This window comes from Spirosoma aureum (assembly GCF_011604685.1).
GTDB classification, from domain to species: domain Bacteria; phylum Bacteroidota; class Bacteroidia; order Cytophagales; family Spirosomataceae; genus Spirosoma; species Spirosoma aureum.
The window spans coordinates 6,771,138-6,794,418 of record NZ_CP050063.1 but is presented as its reverse complement, the minus strand read 5'-3'; the positions used below and the strand labels follow the sequence as shown (position 1 = coordinate 6,794,418).

The 23,281-nt window shown below is 48.1% G+C and carries 23 protein-coding genes; 12 read left to right on the top strand and 11 right to left on the bottom strand.

What is annotated here, in order from left to right; all coding sequences use genetic code 11:
- Positions 1–54 precede the first annotated feature (54 nt).
- A complete protein-coding gene (locus tag G8759_RS27005; protein WP_167215437.1) occupies positions 55–990 on the top strand; it encodes a hydroxypyruvate isomerase family protein in 936 nt (311 codons plus the stop codon).
- Positions 991–1,089: 99 nt separating this feature from the next.
- On the opposite strand, the gene G8759_RS27000 is transcribed toward G8759_RS27005, so the two are convergent.
- The 3 genes from G8759_RS27000 to pnuC form a co-directional block, all read right to left on the bottom strand.
- Positions 1,090–1,398, bottom strand: a complete 309-nt coding sequence (locus G8759_RS27000; protein ID WP_162391024.1) for an isoamylase early set domain-containing protein — start codon at positions 1,396–1,398, stop codon at positions 1,090–1,092.
- Positions 1,399–1,545: 147 nt separating this feature from the next.
- Complete coding sequence (locus G8759_RS26995; protein ID WP_167215434.1) at positions 1,546–2,529, bottom strand: AAA family ATPase; 984 nt, start codon at positions 2,527–2,529, stop codon at positions 1,546–1,548.
- A gap of 126 nt (positions 2,530–2,655) precedes the next feature.
- The gene (gene pnuC / locus G8759_RS26990) at positions 2,656–3,327 is read right to left on the bottom strand and encodes a nicotinamide riboside transporter PnuC (protein ID WP_167215431.1); all 672 of its coding nucleotides are present in this window, start codon (positions 3,325–3,327) and stop codon (positions 2,656–2,658) included.
- A 73-nt stretch (positions 3,328–3,400) separates the two neighbouring features.
- On the opposite strand from pnuC, the gene G8759_RS26985 reads away from it, so the two are divergent.
- Positions 3,401–4,597, top strand: coding sequence for a Gfo/Idh/MocA family protein (locus G8759_RS26985; RefSeq protein ID WP_167215428.1), 1,197 nt, complete (start codon positions 3,401–3,403; stop codon positions 4,595–4,597).
- A 59-nt stretch (positions 4,598–4,656) separates the two neighbouring features.
- Positions 4,657–5,370, top strand: coding sequence for a hypothetical protein (locus G8759_RS26980; protein ID WP_167215426.1), 714 nt, complete (start codon positions 4,657–4,659; stop codon positions 5,368–5,370).
- 116 nt (positions 5,371–5,486) lie between these two features.
- On the opposite strand, the gene G8759_RS26975 is transcribed toward G8759_RS26980, so the two are convergent.
- The gene (locus G8759_RS26975; RefSeq protein WP_167215423.1) at positions 5,487–5,645 is read right to left on the bottom strand and encodes a hypothetical protein; all 159 of its coding nucleotides are present in this window, start codon (positions 5,643–5,645) and stop codon (positions 5,487–5,489) included.
- 124 nt (positions 5,646–5,769) lie between these two features.
- On the opposite strand from G8759_RS26975, the gene G8759_RS26970 reads away from it, so the two are divergent.
- The 6 genes from G8759_RS26970 to G8759_RS26945 all read left to right on the top strand — a co-directional run bounded on the left by G8759_RS26970 (position 5,770) and on the right by G8759_RS26945 (position 11,244).
- Positions 5,770–6,552, top strand: coding sequence for an SDR family NAD(P)-dependent oxidoreductase (locus G8759_RS26970; protein WP_167215420.1), 783 nt, complete (start codon positions 5,770–5,772; stop codon positions 6,550–6,552).
- 101 nt (positions 6,553–6,653) lie between these two features.
- Positions 6,654–7,544 carry an ROK family protein gene (locus G8759_RS26965; RefSeq protein WP_167215417.1) on the top strand — a complete coding sequence of 297 codons (891 nt, stop codon included), beginning with the start codon at positions 6,654–6,656 and terminating at the stop codon, positions 7,542–7,544.
- A gap of 43 nt (positions 7,545–7,587) precedes the next feature.
- Positions 7,588–8,421, top strand: a complete 834-nt coding sequence (locus G8759_RS26960) for a sugar isomerase domain-containing protein (protein ID WP_232073960.1) — start codon at positions 7,588–7,590, stop codon at positions 8,419–8,421.
- A gap of 7 nt (positions 8,422–8,428) precedes the next feature.
- Positions 8,429–8,938, top strand: a complete 510-nt coding sequence (locus tag G8759_RS26955) for a GNAT family N-acetyltransferase (protein WP_167215414.1) — start codon at positions 8,429–8,431, stop codon at positions 8,936–8,938.
- A 231-nt stretch (positions 8,939–9,169) separates the two neighbouring features.
- A complete protein-coding gene (locus tag G8759_RS26950; RefSeq protein WP_167215411.1) occupies positions 9,170–10,132 on the top strand; it encodes a phytanoyl-CoA dioxygenase family protein in 963 nt (320 codons plus the stop codon).
- An 83-nt stretch (positions 10,133–10,215) separates the two neighbouring features.
- Positions 10,216–11,244 carry a methionine synthase gene (locus G8759_RS26945; protein ID WP_167215408.1) on the top strand — a complete coding sequence of 343 codons (1,029 nt, stop codon included), beginning with the start codon at positions 10,216–10,218 and terminating at the stop codon, positions 11,242–11,244.
- Positions 11,245–11,262: 18 nt separating this feature from the next.
- Here G8759_RS26945 and G8759_RS26940 read toward each other — a convergent pair whose 3' ends face one another.
- Together G8759_RS26940 and G8759_RS26935 are read right to left on the bottom strand one after the other, a co-directional pair.
- Positions 11,263–11,832 carry an acyl-CoA thioesterase gene (locus tag G8759_RS26940; RefSeq protein WP_167215405.1) on the bottom strand — a complete coding sequence of 190 codons (570 nt, stop codon included), beginning with the start codon at positions 11,830–11,832 and terminating at the stop codon, positions 11,263–11,265.
- Positions 11,833–11,907: 75 nt separating this feature from the next.
- Positions 11,908–12,234 carry a HesB/IscA family protein gene (locus tag G8759_RS26935; protein ID WP_167215402.1) on the bottom strand — a complete coding sequence of 109 codons (327 nt, stop codon included), beginning with the start codon at positions 12,232–12,234 and terminating at the stop codon, positions 11,908–11,910.
- 130 nt (positions 12,235–12,364) lie between these two features.
- Here G8759_RS26935 and mce point away from each other — a divergent pair, with 130 nt between their 5' ends.
- The 3 genes from mce to odhB all read left to right on the top strand — a co-directional run bounded on the left by mce (position 12,365) and on the right by odhB (position 17,473).
- Positions 12,365–12,778 carry a methylmalonyl-CoA epimerase gene (gene mce / locus G8759_RS26930; protein WP_167215399.1) on the top strand — a complete coding sequence of 138 codons (414 nt, stop codon included), beginning with the start codon at positions 12,365–12,367 and terminating at the stop codon, positions 12,776–12,778.
- A 180-nt stretch (positions 12,779–12,958) separates the two neighbouring features.
- On the top strand, positions 12,959–15,745 hold the full coding sequence (locus G8759_RS26925; RefSeq protein WP_167215396.1) for a 2-oxoglutarate dehydrogenase E1 component: 2,787 nt from the start codon (positions 12,959–12,961) through the stop codon (positions 15,743–15,745).
- 78 nt (positions 15,746–15,823) lie between these two features.
- The gene (odhB, locus tag G8759_RS26920; RefSeq protein ID WP_167215393.1) at positions 15,824–17,473 is read left to right on the top strand and encodes a 2-oxoglutarate dehydrogenase complex dihydrolipoyllysine-residue succinyltransferase; all 1,650 of its coding nucleotides are present in this window, start codon (positions 15,824–15,826) and stop codon (positions 17,471–17,473) included.
- Between the two features lie 66 nt (positions 17,474–17,539).
- Here odhB and gpmI read toward each other — a convergent pair whose 3' ends face one another.
- From gpmI to G8759_RS26895, 5 genes are all read right to left on the bottom strand, one after another.
- Entirely contained in the window at positions 17,540–19,111 is a 1,572-nt protein-coding gene (gene gpmI, locus G8759_RS26915) for a 2,3-bisphosphoglycerate-independent phosphoglycerate mutase (protein WP_167215390.1), read from the bottom strand.
- A gap of 58 nt (positions 19,112–19,169) precedes the next feature.
- Positions 19,170–19,688, bottom strand: a complete 519-nt coding sequence (locus G8759_RS26910) for a low molecular weight protein-tyrosine-phosphatase (RefSeq protein WP_162388005.1) — start codon at positions 19,686–19,688, stop codon at positions 19,170–19,172.
- Positions 19,689–19,735: 47 nt separating this feature from the next.
- Positions 19,736–20,047: a septum formation initiator family protein gene (locus tag G8759_RS26905; RefSeq protein WP_167215387.1), complete on the bottom strand. Its 312-nt coding sequence runs from the start codon at positions 20,045–20,047 to the stop codon at positions 19,736–19,738.
- 75 nt (positions 20,048–20,122) lie between these two features.
- Entirely contained in the window at positions 20,123–21,403 is a 1,281-nt protein-coding gene (eno, locus tag G8759_RS26900; RefSeq protein WP_167215384.1) for a phosphopyruvate hydratase, read from the bottom strand.
- Between the two features lie 171 nt (positions 21,404–21,574).
- On the bottom strand, positions 21,575–23,164 hold the full coding sequence (locus G8759_RS26895) for an N-acyl-D-amino-acid deacylase family protein (RefSeq protein WP_167215381.1): 1,590 nt from the start codon (positions 23,162–23,164) through the stop codon (positions 21,575–21,577).
- Positions 23,165–23,281: the final 117 nt, after the last annotated feature.

Sequence of the window (23,281 nt, the reverse complement as noted above, 5' to 3'; positions counted from 1 at the left end):
CAAAATCAAGGTAATCAATTAATCCGTGTAATCCGGGTTCAGAAATTAACCACTATGCAACGACGCAATTTTGTAAAATCGACAGTTGGGTTTGCTGGAGCCGCTGTTTCGGGTGAATCATTCACCACAAACTGGCATTCGCAGCCTAATTTTCTGGCTAAGAACAATTTTAAACTCAAATATGCCCCCCACTTTGGTATGTTTGAAAACAGCGCGGGTAAAGATCCCATCGACCAGTTAAAATTCATGGCCGATATGGGCTTTACGGCTCTGGAAGATAACGGAATGATGGGTCGCGACCCGGCTCTACAAACCAAAATTGGGGAAGAAATGGCCCGGTTGGGTATAACAATGGGGGTGTTCGTTCTAGACAAGGGAGGAAATTCACAGAATTCCCTCGCAACGGGAAAGCCAGAATTCGTTGAGATTTTTCTGAACGGATGTCGGAAGGCAGTCGAAACCGCTAAACGCGTCAATGCCAAATTCACAACGGTTGTTCCCGGAGATTTTGAACGGAATTTGCCAATCGGTATTCAAACGGGTCACGTTATTGATGCCCTGCGCCGAGGGGCCGATATTCTGGCTCCGGCTGGACTGACCATGGTGCTGGAGCCTCTCAGCGATACGCCAAATCTGTTTTTACGGACGTCTGACCAGACCTACGAAATCTGCCGGGCTGTGAATAGTCCTTCCTGCAAGATTCTGTTTGATATTTATCACATGCAGAAAAACGAAGGGCACATTATTCCGCATATTAATTGGTGCTGGAGTGAAATCGGGTATTTTCAGATTGGCGATAATCCGGGTCGCAAAGAGCCGACAACGGGAGAGATTAATTATAAAAATATATTCAAGCACATCTACCAGAAACAGAAAGCCGAAAACAAGGAGTTTATTTTTGGGATGGAGCACGGAAATTCGCAACCAGGAAAAGATGGCGAGGTTGCGCTGATCAAAGCCTATGTTGAATCCGATAGCTTTACAGTGTAGGTAAGCTACTAACCTTAAAAACAGTTAGCCCCGACAGAAAACACTGTCGGGGCTATTTTAGTAATGTCCCTTCATAGGTAGACGAATGGTTGATCTGGCTTACAGAACGACAACCGAATTTTCTTCACCCGCAACGCCACTGGCTACGTATTTGTCAGCGGCCCAGTCATTTGTCCAAATTGTACCGTCCAGAACATAGCGGTACTGATATTCGCTACCAATCGGTAGTTCAACCGTCGTTTTGTACGAACCATCCTTTTGCTTTTTCAGAACCTGGGCAGAACTATCCCAGCTATTGAATTCACCGGCCAGGGCGACCGTTTTTGCACCGTTGACAGCTTCAGCCGGCAACTCAAACGTAACTTTTGCAATAGGCTTGCTTTTGAGGAATTGTTTGGCAACCGCCATAGTAGTTCAATTATTTGGTTTGCAATGCAAAATTATATTGAAAAAAAAGTAATATCATAGTTATCAATTCTTTAAGTGCCAATATTCTTTAAATAATTATGTTCATTGTGTTAAGTTTTATAGTTGAATCTAAAAAATGTACTATTTTTAATTTGTTGGCCGGGAACCATTAAGTAATTTTTCGATGGCCCTTTTGATCGCCTTAAGCCGGTCAGGATAAGAACCGTTAATCACTATGTAATTCAGCCCTCTCTGGTCGAGTTCATCACGAAAGCGAGCCAGCATTTCGGGACGACGATTGCCCTGATCGCGTAAATCGTCGGCAACCCAGGGCACATCGATATCGAGTAAAAAATAGATGTCATAATGGATCTGCAGTTCCAGTTCCCGCAAAACAGGGGGTACTTCCTGCAGGTATAAATTCGAATAAATCTGGGTTGTTATGATGTCAGTATCGCAAAAAAGAAGTCGATTGGCCTGACGTTCGGCAGTTTGCACCGCCTGCGTCTGAGCCTGACCAATACGGATAAAATCATTGATTGTGAACTCGTTGGAGGTAATAAGGCTGCGAGCCATTTCGGGTACAAAAATGGTTTGGTAGTCAATCGCCAACTGTTTGGCCAGCGTTGTTTTGCCAACACTCTCGGGGCCGTATAGGCAAACTTTTTTGACGAAATAGGGTCGGACAACAGCCGGTATATAATCCCAATACTGAAACGGGTGCTGTCGAATCAGGGTAGCCGATACCGGAACCTGCTGTCGGGGCGGATCAAATGAAACATGCTGTAAGCCAGAATGATAGGCTAAGGGGATTGCGTATGCTTCGGATGAAAAAAATACACTCACAGCCGGGAAACGACGTTTAATGAAAGCCGCCCATAATTTTGTGGCTTCCCAGAGTGGTAAGTCTGGATCATGAAAATCGTCGGGCTCAGCCACCACCTCAATGGTAGGGTAGGGCGCTAGTAATTCGGTTAGCCAGCGGAACCGTAGTATAGGCGAAATTGGGTCACCCGGAGTGATACTCATCGATACAATGAGCCGATCACATTGACGACGGGCAAACTCAATAAGGGCCAGGTGCCCATTATGTACGGGCATAAATTTGCCGAAGATTAGCCCTGTAATCATGCTAATCTGGTTTGTTGGTTTTATTCAATTTGTAGCACAAACCCTATTTTTCATTAAAATCCAATTTTTTTAGAACCCCTAAAGAGGGTAAATTATAAGCATCGGCCAGCGCCAGGTCAAAGCTAATCACATAGATGCGAAAGTCCTGTAGCTACGGTATTCCCGCGTCCAGTGCCAGGCTCCAATGGCAGCAATAAAGCAGAAGGCAAAATACTCTACGCCAACAAACTTTACGCCTTTTACAAAATACATATACGTCAGAATGGCATCTACGCCCAACCAGACATACCAGCATTCTACGCGTTTTTCAATCATTAAAAACGTAGCGACAATGCTCATGACGGTTGTGAACGAATCGAGGTATGGGAATGCACTGGGCTTGCTGAATAGGACGGGAAACCATTCGTGCAGGTTGCTGGCAAAAGTGCCAAGCAGCGCGGTCGCTACTACACCCGCCAGTGTCCATATGAGGAATTGTTGGGCAGGCATTCGACTAATACGAAGCTCTTGTTTCGTATCCGCTTCATTTTGTTTCGGGTGGGTCCATCGCCACCAGCCCTGTAGGTTGGTGATGAAGAAAAACACCTGCAAAAACATATCGGGATACAATTGAACCTGATAAAACAGGAAGAAAAACAGGAAAACGCTAGCCGCCCCGATCGGCCAACTCCAGATGTTGGCTCGCGCTGATAACCAGACGGCTACAGCACCACTTACCGCTCCGAAGAACTCAAGATAGCTCATTGAATAGCCCCACAGCGTAAAGAAAATCGTATTGATATCGAAAAAATCAGCCATGAATGGAAGTAATCGGCGGGAAATCTTACCTTTCTGCGAAAGTACGGATTAACCCTTTATCTCAACCCTACTTATGCAACGTATTGCCATGCTCGGTGGTGGCTTCATTGGCCGCTTCTATGCCGAATCCATCCACGGACAACGCAGCCGCGACAGAGTTGTCGCCATTTATGCCCGTCGGGAGGAAACGGCTAAAAAATTTGCAGATGACTATGGGTGCGACTTCGCTTCGACCAATATGGAAGAGGTAATTGCCCATCCTGACGTCGATATGGTTTGTATTGCCCTTCCTAACAACATTCACGAAACGGCTGTAAACCTGTGTGCGAAACACAGGAAATCGGTGGTATGCACAAAGCCGCTTGGCCGGAATGCTGAAGAAGCCTTACGCATGATGCAGACGGCCGAAGAAGCTGGCATTTTCGCGGGCTATCTCGAAGATTTGTGTTACACCCCTAAATTTCTGAAAGCAATAGACAGTGTGAAAAATGGCGCACTGGGCCGGATTCTCTGGGCAAAATCGCGCGAGACCCATCCTGGGCCACATTCCGACTGGTTCTGGGATAAGGAACAGGCGGGGGGCGGTTGTATGCTTGATCTGGGTTGCCACTGCGTTGAAATTGCCCGGAATTTCATCGGTAAAGATGTAAAACCGGTCGAAGTAATGTGCTGGGCTGCCACACAGGTAAAACCCATCGATGCTGAAGACCATGCGATTGCGCTGGTAAAATACGAGAATGGCGCCATTGGTCAGTTTGAAGTAAGCTGGACGTTCCGGGGGGGCATGGATCTTCGCGATGAGGTAATGGGTACCGAAGGAACGATCTGGATTAACAACTTTCTGCGAACGGGTTTCGAAATGTTTACGACCGGTAAAGGGGCTGATTATGTGGCCGAAAAGGCCGAATCGACCACGGGCTGGCTGTTTCCTGTTGGTGATGAAGTTAATGATTTAGGCTATAATCACATGTTTACCGACATGTTTAAATCACGGGAGGAAGGTCGAGAACCCGCCGAAACCTTCTATGATGGTTACGTGGTAAACGCGGTGCTGGATGCTGCCTATAAATCAGCTGAAACAAAGCAGTGGGAAAAAGTCATTCTGCCGGTCTGGCGTGGACAGGAAGGGCTAAAACCGCAGACAACACTGGTCGATTACGACGAGCAGCACTATCTTATTAAAGAAGAAGTAACTCACGACGGTCGCCATAAAGTCATTCTGAAAGACAAGCAGACTGGTAAGATCAGCGAACGTGATCTGGTGAAGTGAAAAAAATAGTTCAGTAATGATCATCGACGATAGTTCATAGACCTAAACCTGTTGATTGCATGAAACCGCTGTATGCAGAGCTATTTCTGGGTGTTGGCCTGGCGATGGCGATAGAAGATGTGAAGGGTCAGTGTATCGTGTCCCAGAATTCGCAGGGGCAGCTAGTGACCACATGTACTGTAACGGAGTCACGCGGTACAACGGTTGTTCAAAAGCTATATCTGGGCAGCGAGTTTCTGAATTTCCCTATCTGGCAATTTGGATCTGTTGATATCGACGGAAATAGCAAAGGACAGCCCTGTGAGATTGCCTTTAATGTGAGTAGAGACGAGGTTTCATACCGGCTTCCGTCCGACACAACGCGAATCATAACAGGACACCCGGTGGCTTTTACAATCAATGGCGCGAAGTTCAGCAGTCAACCGTATAATGTTTTAGGAATAAGGCAACGGATCTATTTTATGCATCTGTATGAAGGAAAAGTGAAATTGCTCCGACATACAAAATGTACATTAAAACAGTCGGCTGATACGAATAATGGCTATAATATTGCCAAACAGGATAGCTATGTCGGTTATTACGAGATGATCGACGAATATTTTATTCAGCAGAAATACAAACCTCTTCAGAAGGTCTCTCTGACCAAAAAGTCGCTGCTTCGTACATTGGGCGATAACGCAAAGAATCTGGAAGAACACATACCCAAGGGTCAACTGACAGTTAATCAGGTCGTTAATTTGCTGGCTCAGTATGATGGATTAACGACACAGTAAGTATCAATTACGTAAAGGAAGTATCTCGAATACTGCCGGAAAATATCCTGTGAGATTATTGAGTTGCCTTGCCGTCTGGGATTTCTCTCATTCGTTTACTAGCAACCAAGCAGGCCTTACGCTTCGGGCCGTGTCACTGTTATCAGGAACCGTGGCACGGCCCGAAGCGTAAGGCCTACCATGGTAAACCCAATCATAGTTACAAAAATGGGTAAGGCTAAATCCTTAAACCAATAGATTTCTGAAAGGGCAAGAAACCGGTATACGTTTTTCATAGAAGCAAATTATATAGGATCTATCGACTGAGAAATAGAAATTAGGCTATATATTGGACGACTAATATATCCATTTGCAAAAAATACTTGCTCTGGATGATACAGAATTTTATTGGGAAACGGAATGTGGCTAGAGTCGAAAAAAATCGTTGTTATCGGAGGCACGACCGGCATGGGCCTGTCAGCTGCACTGGCGTTCGTACGGGAGGGTGCACAGGTTGTCGTGGTAGGACGAAACCCCGAAAGCTGTACAATAGCGGAACAGCAACTCGATGGTAATGGATTGGCCATGTCTGGCGATGCTTCAGACCCACAAACGGCACCCAAAGCCATTGCGCTTTGTCAGCAGATTTTCGGTGGGTTCGATGGACTATATCATGTGGCAGGTGGTAGTGGTCGCCGTTTCGGTGACGGGCCTCTTCATGAACTTACCCTGGACGGCTGGCATTATACGGTCAATCTTAACCTGACATCCCTGATGCTGTCGAATCAGGCCGCTGTTCGTGCATTCAGAGCACAGGGAGAAGGGGGCTCTATCCTGAACATGGGGTCTGTGCTGGGGTCGCGACCATCACCAGCTTACTTCGCTACGCATGCCTATGCCGCAATGAAATCGGGTGTAATTGGCTTTACCAAATCGGTGGCTGCATACTATGCCAACGACAACATTCGCGTCAATGTGATTGCCCCAGCCCTGGTCGAGACGCCAATGGCACAGCGAGCAACCAAAGATGAAACGATCATGGCCTTTACCCGAACCAAACAGCCGCTCGATGGTGGCCGGATCGGACTTCCTCATGATCTGGATGGGGGGGCTGTTTATTTCATGTCCGACTATTCGGCCTTTGCCACAGGGCAGGTTCTGACTATAGATGGGGGCTGGAGTGTGAGTGATGGGCAGCTTTAAATGGTAATTGTGTACCCACTTGCTTTTTGGTGATGACCGGGGAAACCGGGGTACGAATGACCACTAAAAACAGGTTTCTATAAAAAATAGAGTTCGGATAAATGAACGCAATCGGCATTGACCTCGGTGGGACCTGGATTAAAGGCGTGCTGATGGATATAGAAACGGGTGAAATCGTCAAGCAGCTCTACCATCCTACCAACGGCGAGAAAGACTGGAAGCTGGCGGTTGCCGAAACCGTTGCCGACTTAAAGGCGCTTTCATCAGGACCAGTCAAAGCTACGGGCCTGTCTGCTCCCGGATTACCAAACGAAACCAATCAATACATCGCGTTCATGCCCGGACGGTTGAGCGGCCTGGAAGGGTTTCATTGGGGCCATTTTCTGAATGATTCTGTCCATATTGTGAATGATGCTCACGCTGCTCTACTGGCCGAAAACCGCTTTGGTGTCGCCAGAAAGCAACGTAATGTGGTCATGCTGACGTTAGGAACGGGCGTTGGGGGAGGAGTTCTGATTGACGGCCGATTGTATCAGGGGAATTTTCAGAAAGCAGGAAGTCTTGGTCATATCGCGGTCGATAGTGAACGGGATCGGGACATTACCGGAATGCCGGGCAGTCTGGAAGATGCGATTGGAAATGCAACCGTCGAAAAACGATCACTAGGCCGATTCACTTCGACCTATCAATTACTGGAAGCCTATAAACAGGGCGATTATTTCGCGCAGTGGGTCTGGCTATCATCGGTCCGGAAGCTCGCGGTCGGTGTCAGCTCGCTCATTAACTGCTTCTCGCCTGATCTGGTCGTTCTGGGCGGGGGCATTACGCAGGCTGAAGATGATTTACTGTTGCCGCTGGCCGAATTTATGAATCTATACGAATGGCGGCCGGGCGGTCAAACCACACCGATTAAAATTGCTCAGTTTGGCGATATGGCGGGGGCTATTGGAGCCGCAAGTTTCGCTATCCAATCAGAGCCAGGATTCCTTTGATGTTGTAACTACACAATTGACCGAACTAAATAGGCTTAATCCGATGAATCTCAACGGGAAACCCGGTAGTATAGAAATGACACACCAGTATATTGCCAGGTGTCGCCAAATTCTGGATACAATCGAAAGTCAGACTCCTCAGATCCAGCAGGCCGCTAGGTGGTTTGCCGACACGATTCTGGCCGGACGGATGGTTCATGTGTTTGGGTCGGGCCACAGCCGGATTATGGTCGAAGAAATGTGGCCCCGTTATGGCTCTTTTCCCGGCTTTAATCCAATCGTCGAACTCTCCCTGACCTTTCATAATCTTGTGGTCGGGGCAAATGGGCAGAGGCAGGCTATGTTTCTGGAAAATGTACCGGGACTGGCTGACCGTATTCTGCGAAATTATACGCTAACGGATCAGGATGCTGCGCTGATTATTTCGTCATCTGGTTGTAATGTTGTGCCAATTGAAATGGCAGAACTTTTTCAACGACAGGGCGTAAAAGTGGTGGCGCTGATTACGAAAGAGCATTCTGAAAAAAGCACGAGCAAACGGGCAGATGGCAGGAAGCTCAGCGATTTTGCTGACTTGATTCTGGACACAGGTGCACCCATTGGCGATGCCATGTTGGCCATACCCGGATTGGATACGCCCGTGGCACCCGGAAGCACAGTAGGAGGAGCTGTGCTCGTCAATAGTATCAAAGCCGAAATTGCGAAACTGCTAACCGAAGCCGGACGACCGCCCAAAGTTCTCAGCGCGGGCGTTGTGGTGGGAGCTGAGCGCGCTGTCGAACTATTTGAGTCGGCTTACGATGAACATGCCCATCGATTGGCAAAGCTGTACGAAAATGTAGGCATTCCGAGTTACGTTAGCGAACCGAATCAATAGCAAACCAATGATTGAAACCCAGCGCCTTACAATCGTTCCCCTGACGCTCGATCAACTTCGCCTTCATATCGCCGGCCGTTACCAGTTAGAGAATGAATTTGGTCTAAAAAAGGGACATCGGGAAGTGGTTGAGCCCGTGTTGAGCATCATCACTTACTTTGCCATTCCACGCGTGCAGGATCCGGCCAATGATCCACTTTACCATACTATGTGGCTGGCTATCGATCGCCAGAAACAACAGTTTGTTGCGGAGGCAAAATTTAAAGGGGAACCCGATGAAAATGAGACTATTGAGATCGGTTATGGTACCTACCCTGCCTTCCGTCGGAATGGCTATATGAGTGAAATGGTTGGTGGTTTATTGACATGGGCAACAAAACAACCGGGCGTTGGTCGAGTAATAGCGGATACTGAAGCTGAAAATGTAGCCTCCCAGAAAGTGCTGGAAAAAAATAAATTCAGATTGTTCGACCGAGTAGAGGATATGCTTTGGTGGGAGTATAGGGTCTACCGTTAACAAAAAACACGTCATTTTTTACCCCCATATAGTATCATATTTTGGGCTGGTACATCATAATTAATTGGAGAATTTATACCTTTAATCGCATTTAAGTAAAAGGCACTAACACAAAAAATCGCTTCTGTAATTTATTGATAGGCAGCAGGTTTATTTGATGTTGTCATTTGATTTACTTGGCCTCTTTTGAAAATTATTTTGCTATTCAATAATCCTGAAAAAGAAAAAATCATGAAGAACGTCTCCTTAGCTGAGAAAATGAATTTGCCATGGGTCGAATCTCCTTTTTTTAACGATTTATTACAAAAAAAAGAGCTGACACCCGAGCAACATGAAATGGTTACGCATTATAATCGCGAAGGATTTTTGTTGTTGCGCCAACAGGTAAGTCACGAATTGATTGATCGAACTCTACAGCAGATCCAGAACGAATATCCAGCCAAGGTTGGCGAACAGCCTTCCCGTCATCAGGATCTTTGGAAAAAATATTCAACTGTACGCGAGATCGCGAGCGTACCACAGATTTTTGACGTACTACGGCTGCTTTATGAGCGTGAACCAATACCATTTCAGACGCTTAATTTTAAATTCGGCACACAACAGCGGGCCCACTCCGATACCATTCACTTTAGCAGTACACCCGCCCGGTTCATGTGTGGCGTATGGGTAGCGTTAGAAGCAACAAATGCCAATAACGGCCCCTTATTTTACTATCCACGTTCGCAGCGGCAGGAGGAGTTCAATTATTTTGATATCGGTATAGAAGCAGAAGAGAACTACGCTGAATATCCGCATTACGAAGATTTTATGGAGGAATTCATGGAAGCTAAAGGATATCAGCGTCAGGAAATTCATATGGAAAAAGGCGATGTATTGATTTGGTCGTCAAATCTGGTGCATGGTGGTATGCCAATTAAAGGGGGTAATGTGACACGCTGGTCGCAGGTTACGCATTATTATTTTGAAGGGTGCATGTATTACTCGCCCCGTTTTTCAGACATGTTTGCCAATAATCTGAATCTGCGCCATGTCATTAATATTGCTACCGGAAAAGTAGTACAGCACAGCGAGAATGGAAAGCCAATCGAAACCATCAATACGGGTAGCTTTCGTTATGCCGTTAGTCACAATTTTACCTTACCGGTGTTGCTGAAAGAGGTCTTCAAAAAAGTAATCGGTAAAAAGCCATTCTAGCAGAAAATAAAATGAATAATGTGAAATGTAAAAATTGTTGCGAACTTACAACAAGGTTTATAGTACACATTATTCATTGAAAAATGCAGTCAGTTCCTGTTAAAACTACGGTTGTCGGATCGATGCCGTTTCCGGGCTGGCTCGAATTTTCGAGCCAGAATCTAGCTCAGTTTGGCCCTGCCGACATCAACGAAATGATTGAAGACGCCGTAGTAGCGTCTGTTCACGATCAGGTCGCGGCCGGTTTAGACGTTATAACCGATGGCGAACAAACCCGGTTTGATTTTAATCTGTCGTTCTATGGATACATCAATGGGATTCAGAATAACGATACCGAACTACGGCGATTTGGGCCTCCTGCTCACGATCAGCGGGGTAAACACAACATTGTTGAGCCACTTACGGCTCCTAAAGGCCTTGGCGTAGTAGATGAATACCTGCGATTGAAACGATTGGCTCCTGATGGTCAGGGTCTAAAAGTTTCGATCCCCGGCCCTTATACACTCAGCGGACGGTTGCTACCCGGAGGTTTATACAAAGATCGCTGGGAGGTGACTGAAGCCTTATTGCCACTCGTCAATAAGGAGATTGCCGATTTGGTTGCCCTTGGCGTTCCGGAGATCTGCGTCGATGAACCGTCAATGTCCTGCTATGCCTACCGTGAGGATACAAAACGGTTTGTCGATATTTTCAATCGGACAGTTGCGCCGGGGGTTGGCAAAACCCGGCTTTCCATGCACCTCTGTTTCGGAAATTACAAAGGCCGGTCGGTTGGTAAGAAAACGATTGCCCCCATGCTCCCCGATTTTCTGGATATGACCGTAGACGAGCTTCACTCCGAGATGACCATCCTGAATTTTGCCGAAGTTAATCTGTTAGAACGATTTGCCGAGAAATTCGATGTTGCCGTCGGAGTGATTGATGTAAAAAGTTATTACATCGAAACTCCAGACGATGTCGCTGAGCGTATTCGGAAATGTTTACCCTACGTTCCTGCCGAAAAACTGGCCGTTGCGCCCGATTGTGGTCTTAGCCAGACAGCCCGATGGGCAGCAAAACAAAAATTAGCCAACATGGTGGCTGGAGCAAAAATTGTTCGTGCCGAATTGTAGGGTCAACGCCTGCCGGTTCTACAGATTTTTTTTCAGCTCATCGGTGAGCTGACAACGCTCGCCGGTTAGCTGATCAATATTTTCGTTATGTAACATCCGAAGGCGGGCATTATCGAAGTGTTCGCTGTAAGCCGCACGGAGTTCTTTCCGCTTCATCGCTTCCAGAAAACGTCGAACATCGTCGGGTGTTTCGAGCAGGAGAGGGGGTACTTCCGTTGGGCGGTCGAGATCGTCTTTGGCGACCATCGTAAAATAGCTGGTATTCGTATGTTTTACCGTGCCGACTTTTACGTTTTCAGCGATAACTTTTATGCCAACGACCAGCGAAGTCCGACCAACATAATTAACCGATGCCATAAGTGAAACCAGCTCACCAACTTCAACCGGCTGGCGAAAGTTGACGCCATCCACAGAGACCGTTACGCAATACTGTCCGGCATGCTTTGCTGAACAGGCGTAGGCAACTTTATCCATCAGCGATAGCAAGGTGCCACCGTGAATCTTACCGCCAAAGTTGGCATAAGCTGGAATCATTAACTCAGTCAGGGTTGTGCGTGAATGACTGACGGGCTTGGCTTGAAGTGACATGGTAAGGAAAAAGTGGGGTCATAAAAAAACACCGTCATCATACGGACGGTGTTTTTCAAAAGTAGTATCGGAATGTTATACGGCAAAACTTTCGCCACAACCGCAGGTGCGACTGGCGTTCGGATTTTTAAACTGAAATCCTTTGCCATTCAAACCGTCCGAAAAATCAAGCTCAGTGCCGGCCAGATACAACAGACTTTTACGGTCTACCAGAATCTTAATGCCTTTATCTTCAACGACATGGTCGGTTGGCTGCTGTGTTGCATCAAATTGTAGATCATACATCAGACCCGAACAACCTCCGCCCTGCACAGCCACCCGAATGGAGTATTCGTCGGCAAGGCCATCTTTCTGGCGTAGTTCAACAATCTTATTTTTAGCGATTTCTGAAACAGTAACCATAGTCGTAATAGAATCGATTTTGACGCGAATTAATGCTGATCTATTAACTTTCTGCCAATCGGAAAAGTTCTGTTTACCCAGCGTAGTCGCTCAACTTACCAACTAATTGGGCGTCAGTCCAGATAAAAATATGCTCACCAACGTCGAACACATCGGTATTGCTGTCCGCGACATTGCCGCGTCCAATGATTTATTTACAAAGCTTCTAGGCATAGAGCCCTATAAATCCGAAATAGTGGAAACGGAAGGAGTCGCAACGTCTTTCTTCCGAATCAATCAAACCAAAATTGAGCTACTGGAAGCCTTAACTCCGACAAGTCCGATTGCCGGATTTCTGGAAAAGAAAGGGGAAGGCATCCATCATATTGCCTTTGAAGTAGATGATATCTATGCAGAAATGGATCGGCTAAAAGGCGAAGGCTTTACGTTGCTGAGCGAAACACCCAAAACGGGAGCCGACAATAAGCTTGTCTGTTTTTTACATCCGAAAGGAACCAATGGCGTATTAATCGAACTATGTCAGGAGCGCAAAAATAGTGACTAAGCCTTTTCTATGTAGCCATTAGATTAAGAAGGCATTGATCAACTAAACCCTCATGAATACTGTTATAAAACGAAGGGTGTCGTTACTAGCAAAGACATAGAATAAAAACCAAAAATTTTAGGGCCAACTGTTTGGCCGATACGTTACCTTTGCGGGTCAAAACAACGACGCGCCCCCGTCATGGATCAGTACTCATATATCGCCAATTCCGACGCGGCTTACGTAGATCAACTCTATCAGTCTTACAAGCAAGACCCCCAGGCAGTTGACGAAAGCTGGCAGCAATTTTTCAAAGGATTTGAATTCTCATTGACCTATGGCGAAAACGCCAATGGGTCCAATGGTAAAACCAATGGCGCTTCAGCCAATGGAAACGGGCAAACCGCCCATCAGGCTGATGTTTCGGCAAAGCCGGTTGACGCCAGCCACGCCGAAAAAGAAGTTTCGGTCGCTAGTTTAATTAAAGCGTATCGGTCTCGTGGCCATTTGCTGGCCAAGACGAACCCGCTGAAAGCCCGTAAAGACCGCCAGCCTCGGGTCGATCTTCCCGATTATGCGCTGTCTGACGCGGATCTGGACACCGTATTTGAATCGGGTAAATTACTCGGAATCGGACCCGCTACGTTACGGGTCATTATGGATTCGCTTCGGAAGATTTACGCTGGTGAGATCGGTTTCGAGTATATGTACATCCGCGAACTGGATGTCAAGAACTGGCTCCGGAACAAAATTGAGAAGGAAGCACTCGTGTTTATGCCTTCTCTCGATGAGAAAAAACGCATTCTCGAAAAACTGAATGAAGCTACCGTTTTTGAAAACTTCCTGGCCACAAAATATTTGGGTCAGAAGCGGTTTTCGCTCGAAGGTGGTGAGGTAACTATTCCGGCGCTGGATACAATTATCAATCAGGCGGCCGACATGGGCGTTGAGGAAGTGATGATCGGTATGGCCCACCGGGGGCGCCTGAACGTATTGGCGAATATTCTGGGCAAATCATACGAATCAATATTTGATGGGTTCGAAGGAAATGTGCCCGATCAGGTACATGGTGATGGTGACGTTAAATACCATCTTGGCTATTCCAGCCTGATTGAAACCAAATCGGGAAAGCAGATCAGTGTCAAACTGGCTCCGAACCCGTCGCACCTGGAAGCCGTCAATCCGGTAGTTGAAGGGTTTGTGCGGGCACAGGCCGATGAAGAATACAAAGGCGACTTTACCAAAATAATGCCCATCCTGATCCATGGTGATGCTGCCGTGGCCGGGCAGGGTATTGTCTATGAAGTGACACAAATGGCTAAGCTGGCGGGTTACAAAACCGGCGGTACAGTCCATTTTGTGATTAACAACCAGATTGGGTTTACGACTGACTTTGAAGATGCCCGGTCGTCGATTTACTGCTCCGATGTGGCTAAAATTATCGATGCGCCGATTTTTCACGTAAATGGCGATGATCCCGAAGCGGTAATTTTCTGCGCTAAACTGGCGGTTGAGTTTCGTGAGAAGTTCAATCGTGATGTCTTCATCGATATGGTCTGCTATCGTCGCTACGGTCATAATGAAGCCGATGAGCCGAAGTTTACCCAGCCAACGATGTATAACATCATCGATAAGCACGCCAACCCGCGTGAGCTCTACAAAGACCTGCTTATTCAGCGGGGCGATGTAGACGCCGAACTGGCAACGCGCATGGATACGGAGTTTAAAAAGCAATTGCAGGATCGCCTTGATCGGGTGAAACAGAAGGCCGAAATTCCCTATAAACCACTGCGCCTTGACCTTGACTGGGCTGAGCTTCGGTTTAGTGAGCCGAGTGATTTTGATAAGTCGCCCGAAACGAAAATTTCGCCCGAAACGCTGGAATTGGTCGGTAAAGCTCTGGTGAAAATTCCGGAAGGATTTAAGCCGTTGAAGCAAATTGACAAATTGCTGAAAGATCGGCAGACCATGCTCAACGATACGAAAATGGTGAACTGGGGAACGGCTGAATTGCTGGCCTATGGTTCACTGCTGCTCGAAGGAAAGCCCGTTCGGTTGAGTGGTCAGGATGTGCAGCGTGGTACATTCTCGCACCGCCATTCCGTGCTGCATGATGCTGAAACGAATCAATCGTATTCGTCGCTCGATTTCATTCAGGAAGGCCAGCAGAAGTTTCAGGTTTACAACTCGCTGCTGTCGGAATACGGTGTGTTGGGATTTGAATATGGTTATGCCATGGCGAACCCCCACGCATTGGTCATTTGGGAGGCACAATTTGGTGATTTCTCGAATGGTGCCCAGTTGATCATCGACCAGTTTATCGCGGCTGCCGAATCGAAGTGGGGTATCCAGAACGGTTTGGCGCTCCTGCTGCCGCATGGGTACGAGGGTCAGGGACCTGAGCACTCGAATGCCCGTCCAGAACGCTATTTACAGCTCTATGCCGAACACAATATGGTCGTGGCCAACATCACGACGCCAGCCAACTTCTTCCACCTGATGCGTCGGCAACTGGCATGGGCATTCCGTAAACCACTTGTGGTTATGTCGCCTAAGTCGTTGCTACGTCATCCCAAATGCATTTCGCCTGTGGATGAACTGACGCAAGGTAGCTTCCAGGAAGTTCTTGGCGATAGTTATGCACAGGCTAAAAAGGTGAAACGCGTCTTACTTTGCACGGGGAAAGTGTATTATGACCTGTTGGACAAGCAGCAGGCTGATCAGCGTGATGATGTAGCTATCGTTCGGCTGGAACAGCTGGCTCCATTGCCTAAAAAACAGTTGGATGCTGTACTGAGTCAGTACAAAAAAGCGGAGCTATTCTGGGTACAGGAAGAACCAGAAAACATGGGATACTGGTCTTACCTGTTGCGTGTCGGCATGGGTCTGCCGATTATCTCACGGAAGGCTGCGGCTTCGCCAGCAACGGGTTACCCCAAAATACATACCCAGGAACAAGCAGACATCGTTCGCAGAGCGTTTGAATAACAAGGAGTTTTGCCATTTGTGGTTTATCGTTTTAATAGAACGATAAACCACAAACCAAGAACCACAAACTATAGAAAAATGGCCGTTGATATGAAAATTCCTCCAGTGGGGGAATCCATTACCGAAGTTACTGTTGGCACCTGGTATAAGAAAGAAGGTGATCATGTAAAAATGGACGACGTTCTCTGTGGACTCGACTCCGATAAAGCGACGTTTGAATTAACGGCCGAAGCCGACGGAATCCTTCACATTCTGGCACAGGAGGGCGATGTGTTGCCGATCGGCGCCAGCATTTGCACAATTGATAACGGCGGTAGCGCACCAAGTGCGGCCCCGACACCTGAGCCAGCCAAGGCTGAAGTGCCTAAACCTGCAGAACAGGCGGCTCCTGTTGCCGAATCGACTCCGGTTTCACAACCAGTTGCCGAACCTGCAGCGGCACCAGTCGCAGCAGCCACGGGTGGTAGCGTTGTGGAAATGAAAGTCCCTGCTGTTGGTGAATCAGTTACGGAAGTGACTATTGCCTCGTGGAGTAAAAAAGACGGCGATCAGGTTGCTCTCGACGAAGTTTTGTGCGAACTCGAATCTGACAAAGCCACGTTTGAACTCCCTGCCGAAGCGGCCGGAACGCTCCGGATCGTAGCCCAGGCAGGCGAAACGTTGCCCATTGGCGCATTGATTGCGAAGATTGAAACGGGTGCCGCAACTGCCCAGCCAGTAGCCACACCACAACCTGCTCAACCCGCGCCTGCCGCTCAGCCTGCAGCACCTGCTGAAGCCGTCAGTAATGGTCAGAATGGTTATGCCGCTCATTACCCTTCACCGGCTGCCGCTAAAATTCTGGATGAAAAAGGTGTCAGTGCGCAACAAGTGCAGGGAACCGGTGTTGGTGGACGTGTAACCAAAGAAGATGCGCTGAAAGCGTCGCCTGCTCCGGTACAACCCGCAGCACCTGCTGCACAACCTGCACCTCCGGCCCAACCTGCCGTGGCTAAACCCGCAGCACCAGCACCGGTTGTCGCTGGCGAACGTGGTCAGCGCCGGGAGAAAATGACCTCCCTGCGCCGGACAATTGCCCGCCGATTGGTTGCTGTTAAGAATGAAACGGCTATGCTGACTACCTTCAATGAGGTGGATATGAAGCCGATCATGGATCTGCGGAACAAATACAAAGACAAATTCAAAGAGAAACATGGCGTAGGGCTTGGCTTCATGTCCTTCTTTACGAAGGCTATTTGTGCCGCTCTGAAGGAATTCCCGGCCGTAAATGCTCAGATCGACGGAGATAGCATCATTTATAACGATTTCTGTGATGTTTCTATCGCTGTTTCGACGGAGCGCGGGCTTGTTGTACCCGTTATCCGGAATGCTGAAAAGTTAAGCTTTGCGCAAATCGAAAAAGAGATCGGCAGGCTCGCCGGGCTGGCCCGTGACAATAAGCTGACCATTGAGCAGATGACCGGCGGTACGTTCACTATCACCAACGGCGGCACATTTGGTTCAATGCTTTCGACGCCAATTATTAACGCACCCCAGTCAGCTATTCTGGGTATGCATAATATCGTTGAGCGGCCAGTTGTCGTGAATGGTGAAATCGTGATTCGGCCAATCATGTATGTCGCTTTATCGTACGATCACCGCATCATTGATGGGAAAGAATCGGTTAGCTTCCTTGTCCGTGTGAAGCAGATTCTGGAAGATCCCGCCCGTCTTCTGCTGGAGATGTAGTAGAAACGAAAAAAGTATAAAAAAGCCCTGCCAGGATTCCTGGCAGGGCTTTTTGCGAATTGAAGATTACTCCTTGATCAAACTCACTCCCGTCATTTCTGGCGGTTGGGGAATACCCATGAGTTGCAGGATGGTTGGGGCGATATCAGCGAGTTTGCCATTGTTTAGTGCTAGATGATAGTCTTTATCAACCAGGATGCAGGGCACCAGATTGGTCGTATGCGCTGTGTTAGGCGTACCGTCGTCGTTACGCATGTACTCCGCATTACCGTGGTCGGCGATGATGATCGTTGCATAGCCATGTTCCAGCGCAGCTTCTGTAACAGCTTTGGCGCAGGCATCGGCCGTTTCAGCAGCCTTGACTACAGCCTCAAAAACGCCCGTATGACCAACCATATCCGTATTGGCAAAGTTGAGACAAATAAAGTCGGGCTCCTCGCTCATCAACTCCGGAATGATGGCATCGCGGATGTCGAAAGCAGCCATTTCGGGCTTCTGATCGTAGGTTTTTACCGGTATTGTGGTCGGTACGCCTTGTTCGTCGTAGATAACCATCTCTTTAGGGGATGGACAGAGTAGACGCTTTTCGCCAGCAAAAGGCTCCTCGCGACCACCCGAAAAGAAGAACGTTACGTGCGGATATTTTTCCGTCTCGGCAATTCGAATCTGTTTTCGGCCTGCCTCGGCGATCACTTCACCCAGTGTTTTTTCCAGATTGTCTTTATCAAAAATAACTTTTACGCCCACAAATTCGCTGTCGTAATTGGTCATGGTGATATAATCCAGTGCCAATTTCTTCATGCCCTGTTCGGGGAAGTCTTTTTGGGTAAGGGCTTGAGTGATTTCGCGGCCACGGTCGGTGCGGAAGTTGAAGCACAATACCACGTCGCCCTCTTCAATAAGGGCCACCGGAGATCCATCGGCTTTAGCGACAATGATCGGTTTCACGAATTCGTCTGTAACGCCAGCGTCGTAGGAAGCCTGTAACGCACTGATGGCTTCGTTGGTGAGAAGTCCCGTTCCATGAACCATAGCATCATAGGCAACTTTAACGCGTTCCCAGCGATTATCGCGATCCATGGCATAATAGCGGCCAATTACGCTCGCGATTTTTCCCGTTGAGATCGCCATATGCGCCTGCAAATCGGTCAGATAGCCAACTCCACCTTTAGGATCTGTATCGCGCCCATCCGTAAAAGCATGGACGAATACATCCGTCAAGCCATGGGCTTGAGCGATGGAAAGAAGACCTTTTACATGGTCGATGTGTGCATGAACACCACCGTCTGAGACCAATCCGATAAAATGGACTTTCTTGCCCTGTGTTTTGGCATAGGTCAGTGCATCAACCAGTACAGGCTCATGATCAAGGGTATGCTCATCAACGGCTTTATTAACCTTAACGAGATCCTGATAAACGATTCGGCCAGCGCCCAGATTCATGTGACCTACTTCCGAATTGCCCATCTGCCCGGCTGGCAAACCAACCGCCAGTCCTGATGCTTCCAGTGTACTGTTAGGGTACTTCGGATACAGCGAGTTCATGAAAGGCGTACTGGCCGATTCAATGGCCGATACGTCGGGTTTGAGCGGGATACCCCAACCGTCGAGGATGATGAGAATGACTTTTTTGTTCATAAGTTCAATGAGTGATTGAGCGAAAGGGTGAACTAGTAAAAAGTGGACGCTTTATCGTTCACTCATTCGCTAATTCACCCTTTCGTTCACTAAGATTATGCTGTTGAATTAAGTACGTAAGCAGTTGGCGGCAGCAGCGTAACGTGATTTGATAGACTTCTTCGAAAACTTCGGGTCCTTCGTAGTAGGGGTCTGGAACATTCGGTTCGTCGTTGACGTCGGGGTCAAATTCACGTAGCAGAAAAATAGTGTCGTTGGAATACAGTCCTGTACTACGGTAGTTTAGCTTTTCAATGGCTTCCAGATTAGTCTCATCCATCGCCACGAAATAATTGAACAGGGCCAGATCGTCGCCAGTGATGCGCCGGGCGCGGTGGGTGAGTGTCAGACCATGTTCGAGGGCGTTTTCCCGTGTTCGACGATCAGATAGCTGACCAATGTGAAAAGACGCCGTGCCAGCCGAATCACATTGAATAAGTTTGCTTAATTCCTGTTCTTCGACTAACGTCCGGAATACGCCCTCTGCCACTGGCGACCGGCAAATGTTACCATAACAAACGAAGAGAACGTTTATCATAAAGGATGAATGCTGAACGCTACAGAAACATCATGTCGCTTTCAGCATTATTTTTCAATCGGTTCATTTTTCTCGTCAACGATGACGAAAATATCTTCGGTAGGCTTTTTCATCAGGTATTTTTCCCGTGCATACTTTTCCCGAAGCCGGTCATTGCCCAGCACTTCGCGACGTTCGGTTTGGACTTTCTGGATTTGGGTCTGGTAGAAGGTCGCTTCTCCTTCCAGTTCGCGCAATTTCCACCAGTTCCGGATTTGCATCGGAAGGTCATTCGCATCAAAAAACGTCATCCATGCCAGCAGGCTTAAGCCAGAAGCAACATAAAAATTGCGCAGATAATGGAGGAGACGGTTTAGCATAGGGTAGGAGCAAGGGGTGCGGGGCGCAGAGCCGGGTTGTCAGTAACCTCCCGGCTCCGTGCCCCTTGCTCCCTGCTAAAATTTAAGTCCTGGGAAGTACGCAGTTTCGCCCAATTCCTCTTCAATACGAAGCAGTTGATTGTACTTGGCCATCCGGTCAGAACGTGAAGCTGAGCCCGTTTTAATCTGGCCCGTATTCAGCGCCACGGCGAGGTCCGCAATCGTTGCGTCTTCGGTTTCGCCGGAACGGTGCGACATGATGTTTTTGTACGCATTGCGTTTCGCCAGATTTACCGTATCGATTGTTTCGGTCAGTGAACCGATTTGGTTTACTTTCACCAGAATGGCGTTGGCTATACCCTTATCGATACCTTCCTGCAGGCGTGTTACGTTCGTCACGAACAGGTCATCGCCAACAAGTTGAGTTGGAGTGCCTTTCAGCGCATCGGTATGTGCTTTCCAGCCTGACCAGTCGTCTTCGGCCATGCCATCTTCGATCGACAGAATTGGGTATTTGCTAACCCATTCTTTCCAGTAACCCGCCATTTCGGACGAAGTCAGCTTGTCGCCGGTCGATTTTTTGAAATGATAGACGCCTTCAGCTGCATTGTAGAATTCGGAAGAAGCCGCATCCATAGCAATCCAAACGTCTTCGCCTGGGCGATAGCCTGCTTTCTCGATGGCTTGCAGAATCGTCTGGATAGCCTCTTCATTCGACTTGATGTTCGGAGCGAATCCGCCTTCGTCGCCCACATTAGTCGCCAGTCCCATGCCTTTCAGCACTTTTTTGAGCGTGTGGAAGATTTCTGTACCCCAGCGCAGGGCTTCCGAGAAGCTTGGTGCATTGGCGGGCATAACCATGAACTCCTGGAAATCGATGGAGTTATCGGCATGGGAGCCGCCATTGAGGATGTTCATCATAGGCACTGGCAACGTGTTGGCATTAACTCCGCCAACGTACCGGTACAGGGGCAGACCTGCTTCCTGAGCGGCTGCTTTTGCCACGGCCAGAGACACGCCGAGAATGGCGTTGGCACCCAAACGGCCCTTGTTTGACGTACCGTCTAATTCGAGCATAATTTTATCAATCATGCTTTGCTCGTAGACCGAAATTCCAACCAGTTCGGGGAAGATAAGGTCATTTACGTTCGAGACGGCTTTAAGGACACCTTTACCGACGTATATTTTTGGATCGTCGTCGCGGAGTTCGACAGCTTCATGGGAGCCAGTGGATGCGCCCGATGGAACGGCCGCACGACCCAGATATCCGTTTTCTGTCCGAACGTCTACCTCAACGGTCGGGTTGCCTCGCGAATCCAGAATTTGTCGGGCATGAATGCTTTGAATGGTACTCATCGCAGAAAATAAGAAGGGTTAACAACGAAAAAGCCAATTTTTTCAGCCATGACTACCAAGTCGTTAGGCCGATTGGCGAACCGGCAGCAAAGTAACGAAATACAAGGCAAAACTTTTTATGTATGATAGAGGATGTATGATACAGTCTGGCAGAACTACCTACATCCTCTATTATTTTACATAGCCAGGCCCCATGAGGAGCTGACCGGGTCGCTGATTTGTCTGTTTATTGTTTTCAATAACAGGGGTTCCATTAACCAGCACCCACGAAATACCAGTTGTGTAGGCATGAGGCTGGTCGTAAGTGGCCCGGTCAGAAACGGTTTTTTCATCGAACAGAACGATATCGGCCGCATAACCAGGACGAATTAACCCCCGGTCGGTTAATCGGAAACGCTGGGCCGGCAGTGACGTCATACGTCGAATTGCTTCTTCGAGCGGAATAATATGACGCTCGCGGACATAACGGCCTAAAACACGGGCGTTTGTGCCATAAGCACGCGGATGTGGCATGCCTGATCCTAATTTAGCGACCCCCGCGTCCGAGGCTATCATGGTGTTCGGATAACGAAGAATGGTTTCAACGTCGGTCTCCGACATTGTATGATATACCATCTGAATCCGTTTCAGGTTGGCCTTTTCCATCAAATCCATCACAAGATCGGCTTCGGTTTCAGCGGAATTTTTGCGCCCTAACTTCTGGTTAATTTGATTGATACTGAGGCCATTGAACGTTGTATCGGGTTTGTAATTCGCCACGACCGCATATTCGTAATTCTTGCGCAGGTTTTTTTTGAGGCTCTCCAGCATTTCGTTCCGGATTTTGGTTCGGCTGGCTGAATCCCGAAAGCGCGCCAATACGGCTGAATCGCCATCGGCTAGTGCCCACGATGGTATGATGCTTTCCAGCGACGTACTCGAAGCCGTGTAGGGATACTGGTCTACTGTCACATCCAAGCCCTCGCGTCGGGCGGCTTCAACCATAGCCACTGTTTCGGTACTATTGCCCCAGAGCGGTTTGCTGGCCACTTTAAAATGTGAAATTTCGACGGGAATGTGCGCTTCGCGGCTAATCTGAATCGCTTCTTCCACGGCTTGCTTTACATTCTGCCCTTCATTGCGGATGTGTGAAGCATAAACACCGCCATAACGGGAAGCCATTTTTGCCAGGTTGACAACCTCGGGTGTACGGGCATAGGTGCCGGGCGTATAGATCAGCCCGGTTGACAGACCAACCGCTCCGTCTTTCATAGCCTGCTCGACCAGTACTTCCATGTCGGCCTGTTCGCGGGCGGTTGGTTCGCGGAAAGCCATTTTCATCACTTTCATACGGACCGTATTGTGGCCGATCAATGACCCCACATTCACCGAAATGCCCTGCATCCGCAGGGTGTCAAAATACGTGCGCAGGTTTGTACTGGAACCTCCACAATTTCCTGTAATCATGGTTGTAACGCCATCGTAAACGAAATTTGGAGCGCCGGGCTGCGCTTCTAAACTACCTTCTACATGGGTATGAACATCAATAAAGCCAGGCGCTACAATTAGTCCACTGGCGTCGATTGTTCGATTGGCATCGGTTGATGGTATAGTGCCAATCCGCACAATACGCCCATTCTGAACGGCAACGTCGGCATGTATCCACGGATTGCCCGTGCCGTCGACGACACGACCGTTTTTGATAACGAGATCGTAGGGTTGTGCATTGGCAAATAACGAAATCAAAATAGATAGAATTAACGAGAGAAAACAGTGCTTCATAGTTTGGATGAACTTGTTCAAAGAGGTTGATTCACTAATCAATATGCGCGTTTTTTGGGGGAGAACCAAATCGTCTGGATGGCTACCCAGAGCAGATTGATTGATGGGATCGATTAA

What these genes read in the sequence shown, in the direction of transcription:
- G8759_RS27005 (WP_167215437.1), top strand. Translation starts at nt 55, where the DNA reads ATGCAACGACGCAATTTTGTAAAATCGACAGTTGGGTTTGCTGGAGCC.
- G8759_RS27000 (WP_162391024.1), bottom strand. Translation starts at nt 1,398, where the DNA reads ATGGCGGTTGCCAAACAATTCCTCAAAAGCAAGCCTATTGCAAAAGTT.
- G8759_RS26995 (WP_167215434.1), bottom strand. Translation starts at nt 2,529, where the DNA reads ATGATTACAGGGCTAATCTTCGGCAAATTTATGCCCGTACATAATGGG.
- pnuC (WP_167215431.1), bottom strand. Translation starts at nt 3,327, where the DNA reads ATGGCTGATTTTTTCGATATCAATACGATTTTCTTTACGCTGTGGGGC.
- G8759_RS26985 (WP_167215428.1), top strand. Translation starts at nt 3,401, where the DNA reads ATGCAACGTATTGCCATGCTCGGTGGTGGCTTCATTGGCCGCTTCTAT.
- G8759_RS26980 (WP_167215426.1), top strand. Translation starts at nt 4,657, where the DNA reads ATGAAACCGCTGTATGCAGAGCTATTTCTGGGTGTTGGCCTGGCGATG.
- G8759_RS26975 (WP_167215423.1), bottom strand. Translation starts at nt 5,645, where the DNA reads ATGAAAAACGTATACCGGTTTCTTGCCCTTTCAGAAATCTATTGGTTT.
- G8759_RS26970 (WP_167215420.1), top strand. Translation starts at nt 5,770, where the DNA reads ATGTGGCTAGAGTCGAAAAAAATCGTTGTTATCGGAGGCACGACCGGC.
- G8759_RS26965 (WP_167215417.1), top strand. Translation starts at nt 6,654, where the DNA reads ATGAACGCAATCGGCATTGACCTCGGTGGGACCTGGATTAAAGGCGTG.
- G8759_RS26960 (WP_232073960.1), top strand. Translation starts at nt 7,588, where the DNA reads ATGAATCTCAACGGGAAACCCGGTAGTATAGAAATGACACACCAGTAT.
- G8759_RS26955 (WP_167215414.1), top strand. Translation starts at nt 8,429, where the DNA reads ATGATTGAAACCCAGCGCCTTACAATCGTTCCCCTGACGCTCGATCAA.
- G8759_RS26950 (WP_167215411.1), top strand. Translation starts at nt 9,170, where the DNA reads ATGAAGAACGTCTCCTTAGCTGAGAAAATGAATTTGCCATGGGTCGAA.
- G8759_RS26945 (WP_167215408.1), top strand. Translation starts at nt 10,216, where the DNA reads ATGCAGTCAGTTCCTGTTAAAACTACGGTTGTCGGATCGATGCCGTTT.
- G8759_RS26940 (WP_167215405.1), bottom strand. Translation starts at nt 11,832, where the DNA reads ATGTCACTTCAAGCCAAGCCCGTCAGTCATTCACGCACAACCCTGACT.
- G8759_RS26935 (WP_167215402.1), bottom strand. Translation starts at nt 12,234, where the DNA reads ATGGTTACTGTTTCAGAAATCGCTAAAAATAAGATTGTTGAACTACGC.
- mce (WP_167215399.1), top strand. Translation starts at nt 12,365, where the DNA reads ATGCTCACCAACGTCGAACACATCGGTATTGCTGTCCGCGACATTGCC.
- G8759_RS26925 (WP_167215396.1), top strand. Translation starts at nt 12,959, where the DNA reads ATGGATCAGTACTCATATATCGCCAATTCCGACGCGGCTTACGTAGAT.
- odhB (WP_167215393.1), top strand. Translation starts at nt 15,824, where the DNA reads ATGGCCGTTGATATGAAAATTCCTCCAGTGGGGGAATCCATTACCGAA.
- gpmI (WP_167215390.1), bottom strand. Translation starts at nt 19,111, where the DNA reads ATGAACAAAAAAGTCATTCTCATCATCCTCGACGGTTGGGGTATCCCG.
- G8759_RS26910 (WP_162388005.1), bottom strand. Translation starts at nt 19,688, where the DNA reads ATGATAAACGTTCTCTTCGTTTGTTATGGTAACATTTGCCGGTCGCCA.
- G8759_RS26905 (WP_167215387.1), bottom strand. Translation starts at nt 20,047, where the DNA reads ATGCTAAACCGTCTCCTCCATTATCTGCGCAATTTTTATGTTGCTTCT.
- eno (WP_167215384.1), bottom strand. Translation starts at nt 21,403, where the DNA reads ATGAGTACCATTCAAAGCATTCATGCCCGACAAATTCTGGATTCGCGA.
- G8759_RS26895 (WP_167215381.1), bottom strand. Translation starts at nt 23,164, where the DNA reads ATGAAGCACTGTTTTCTCTCGTTAATTCTATCTATTTTGATTTCGTTA.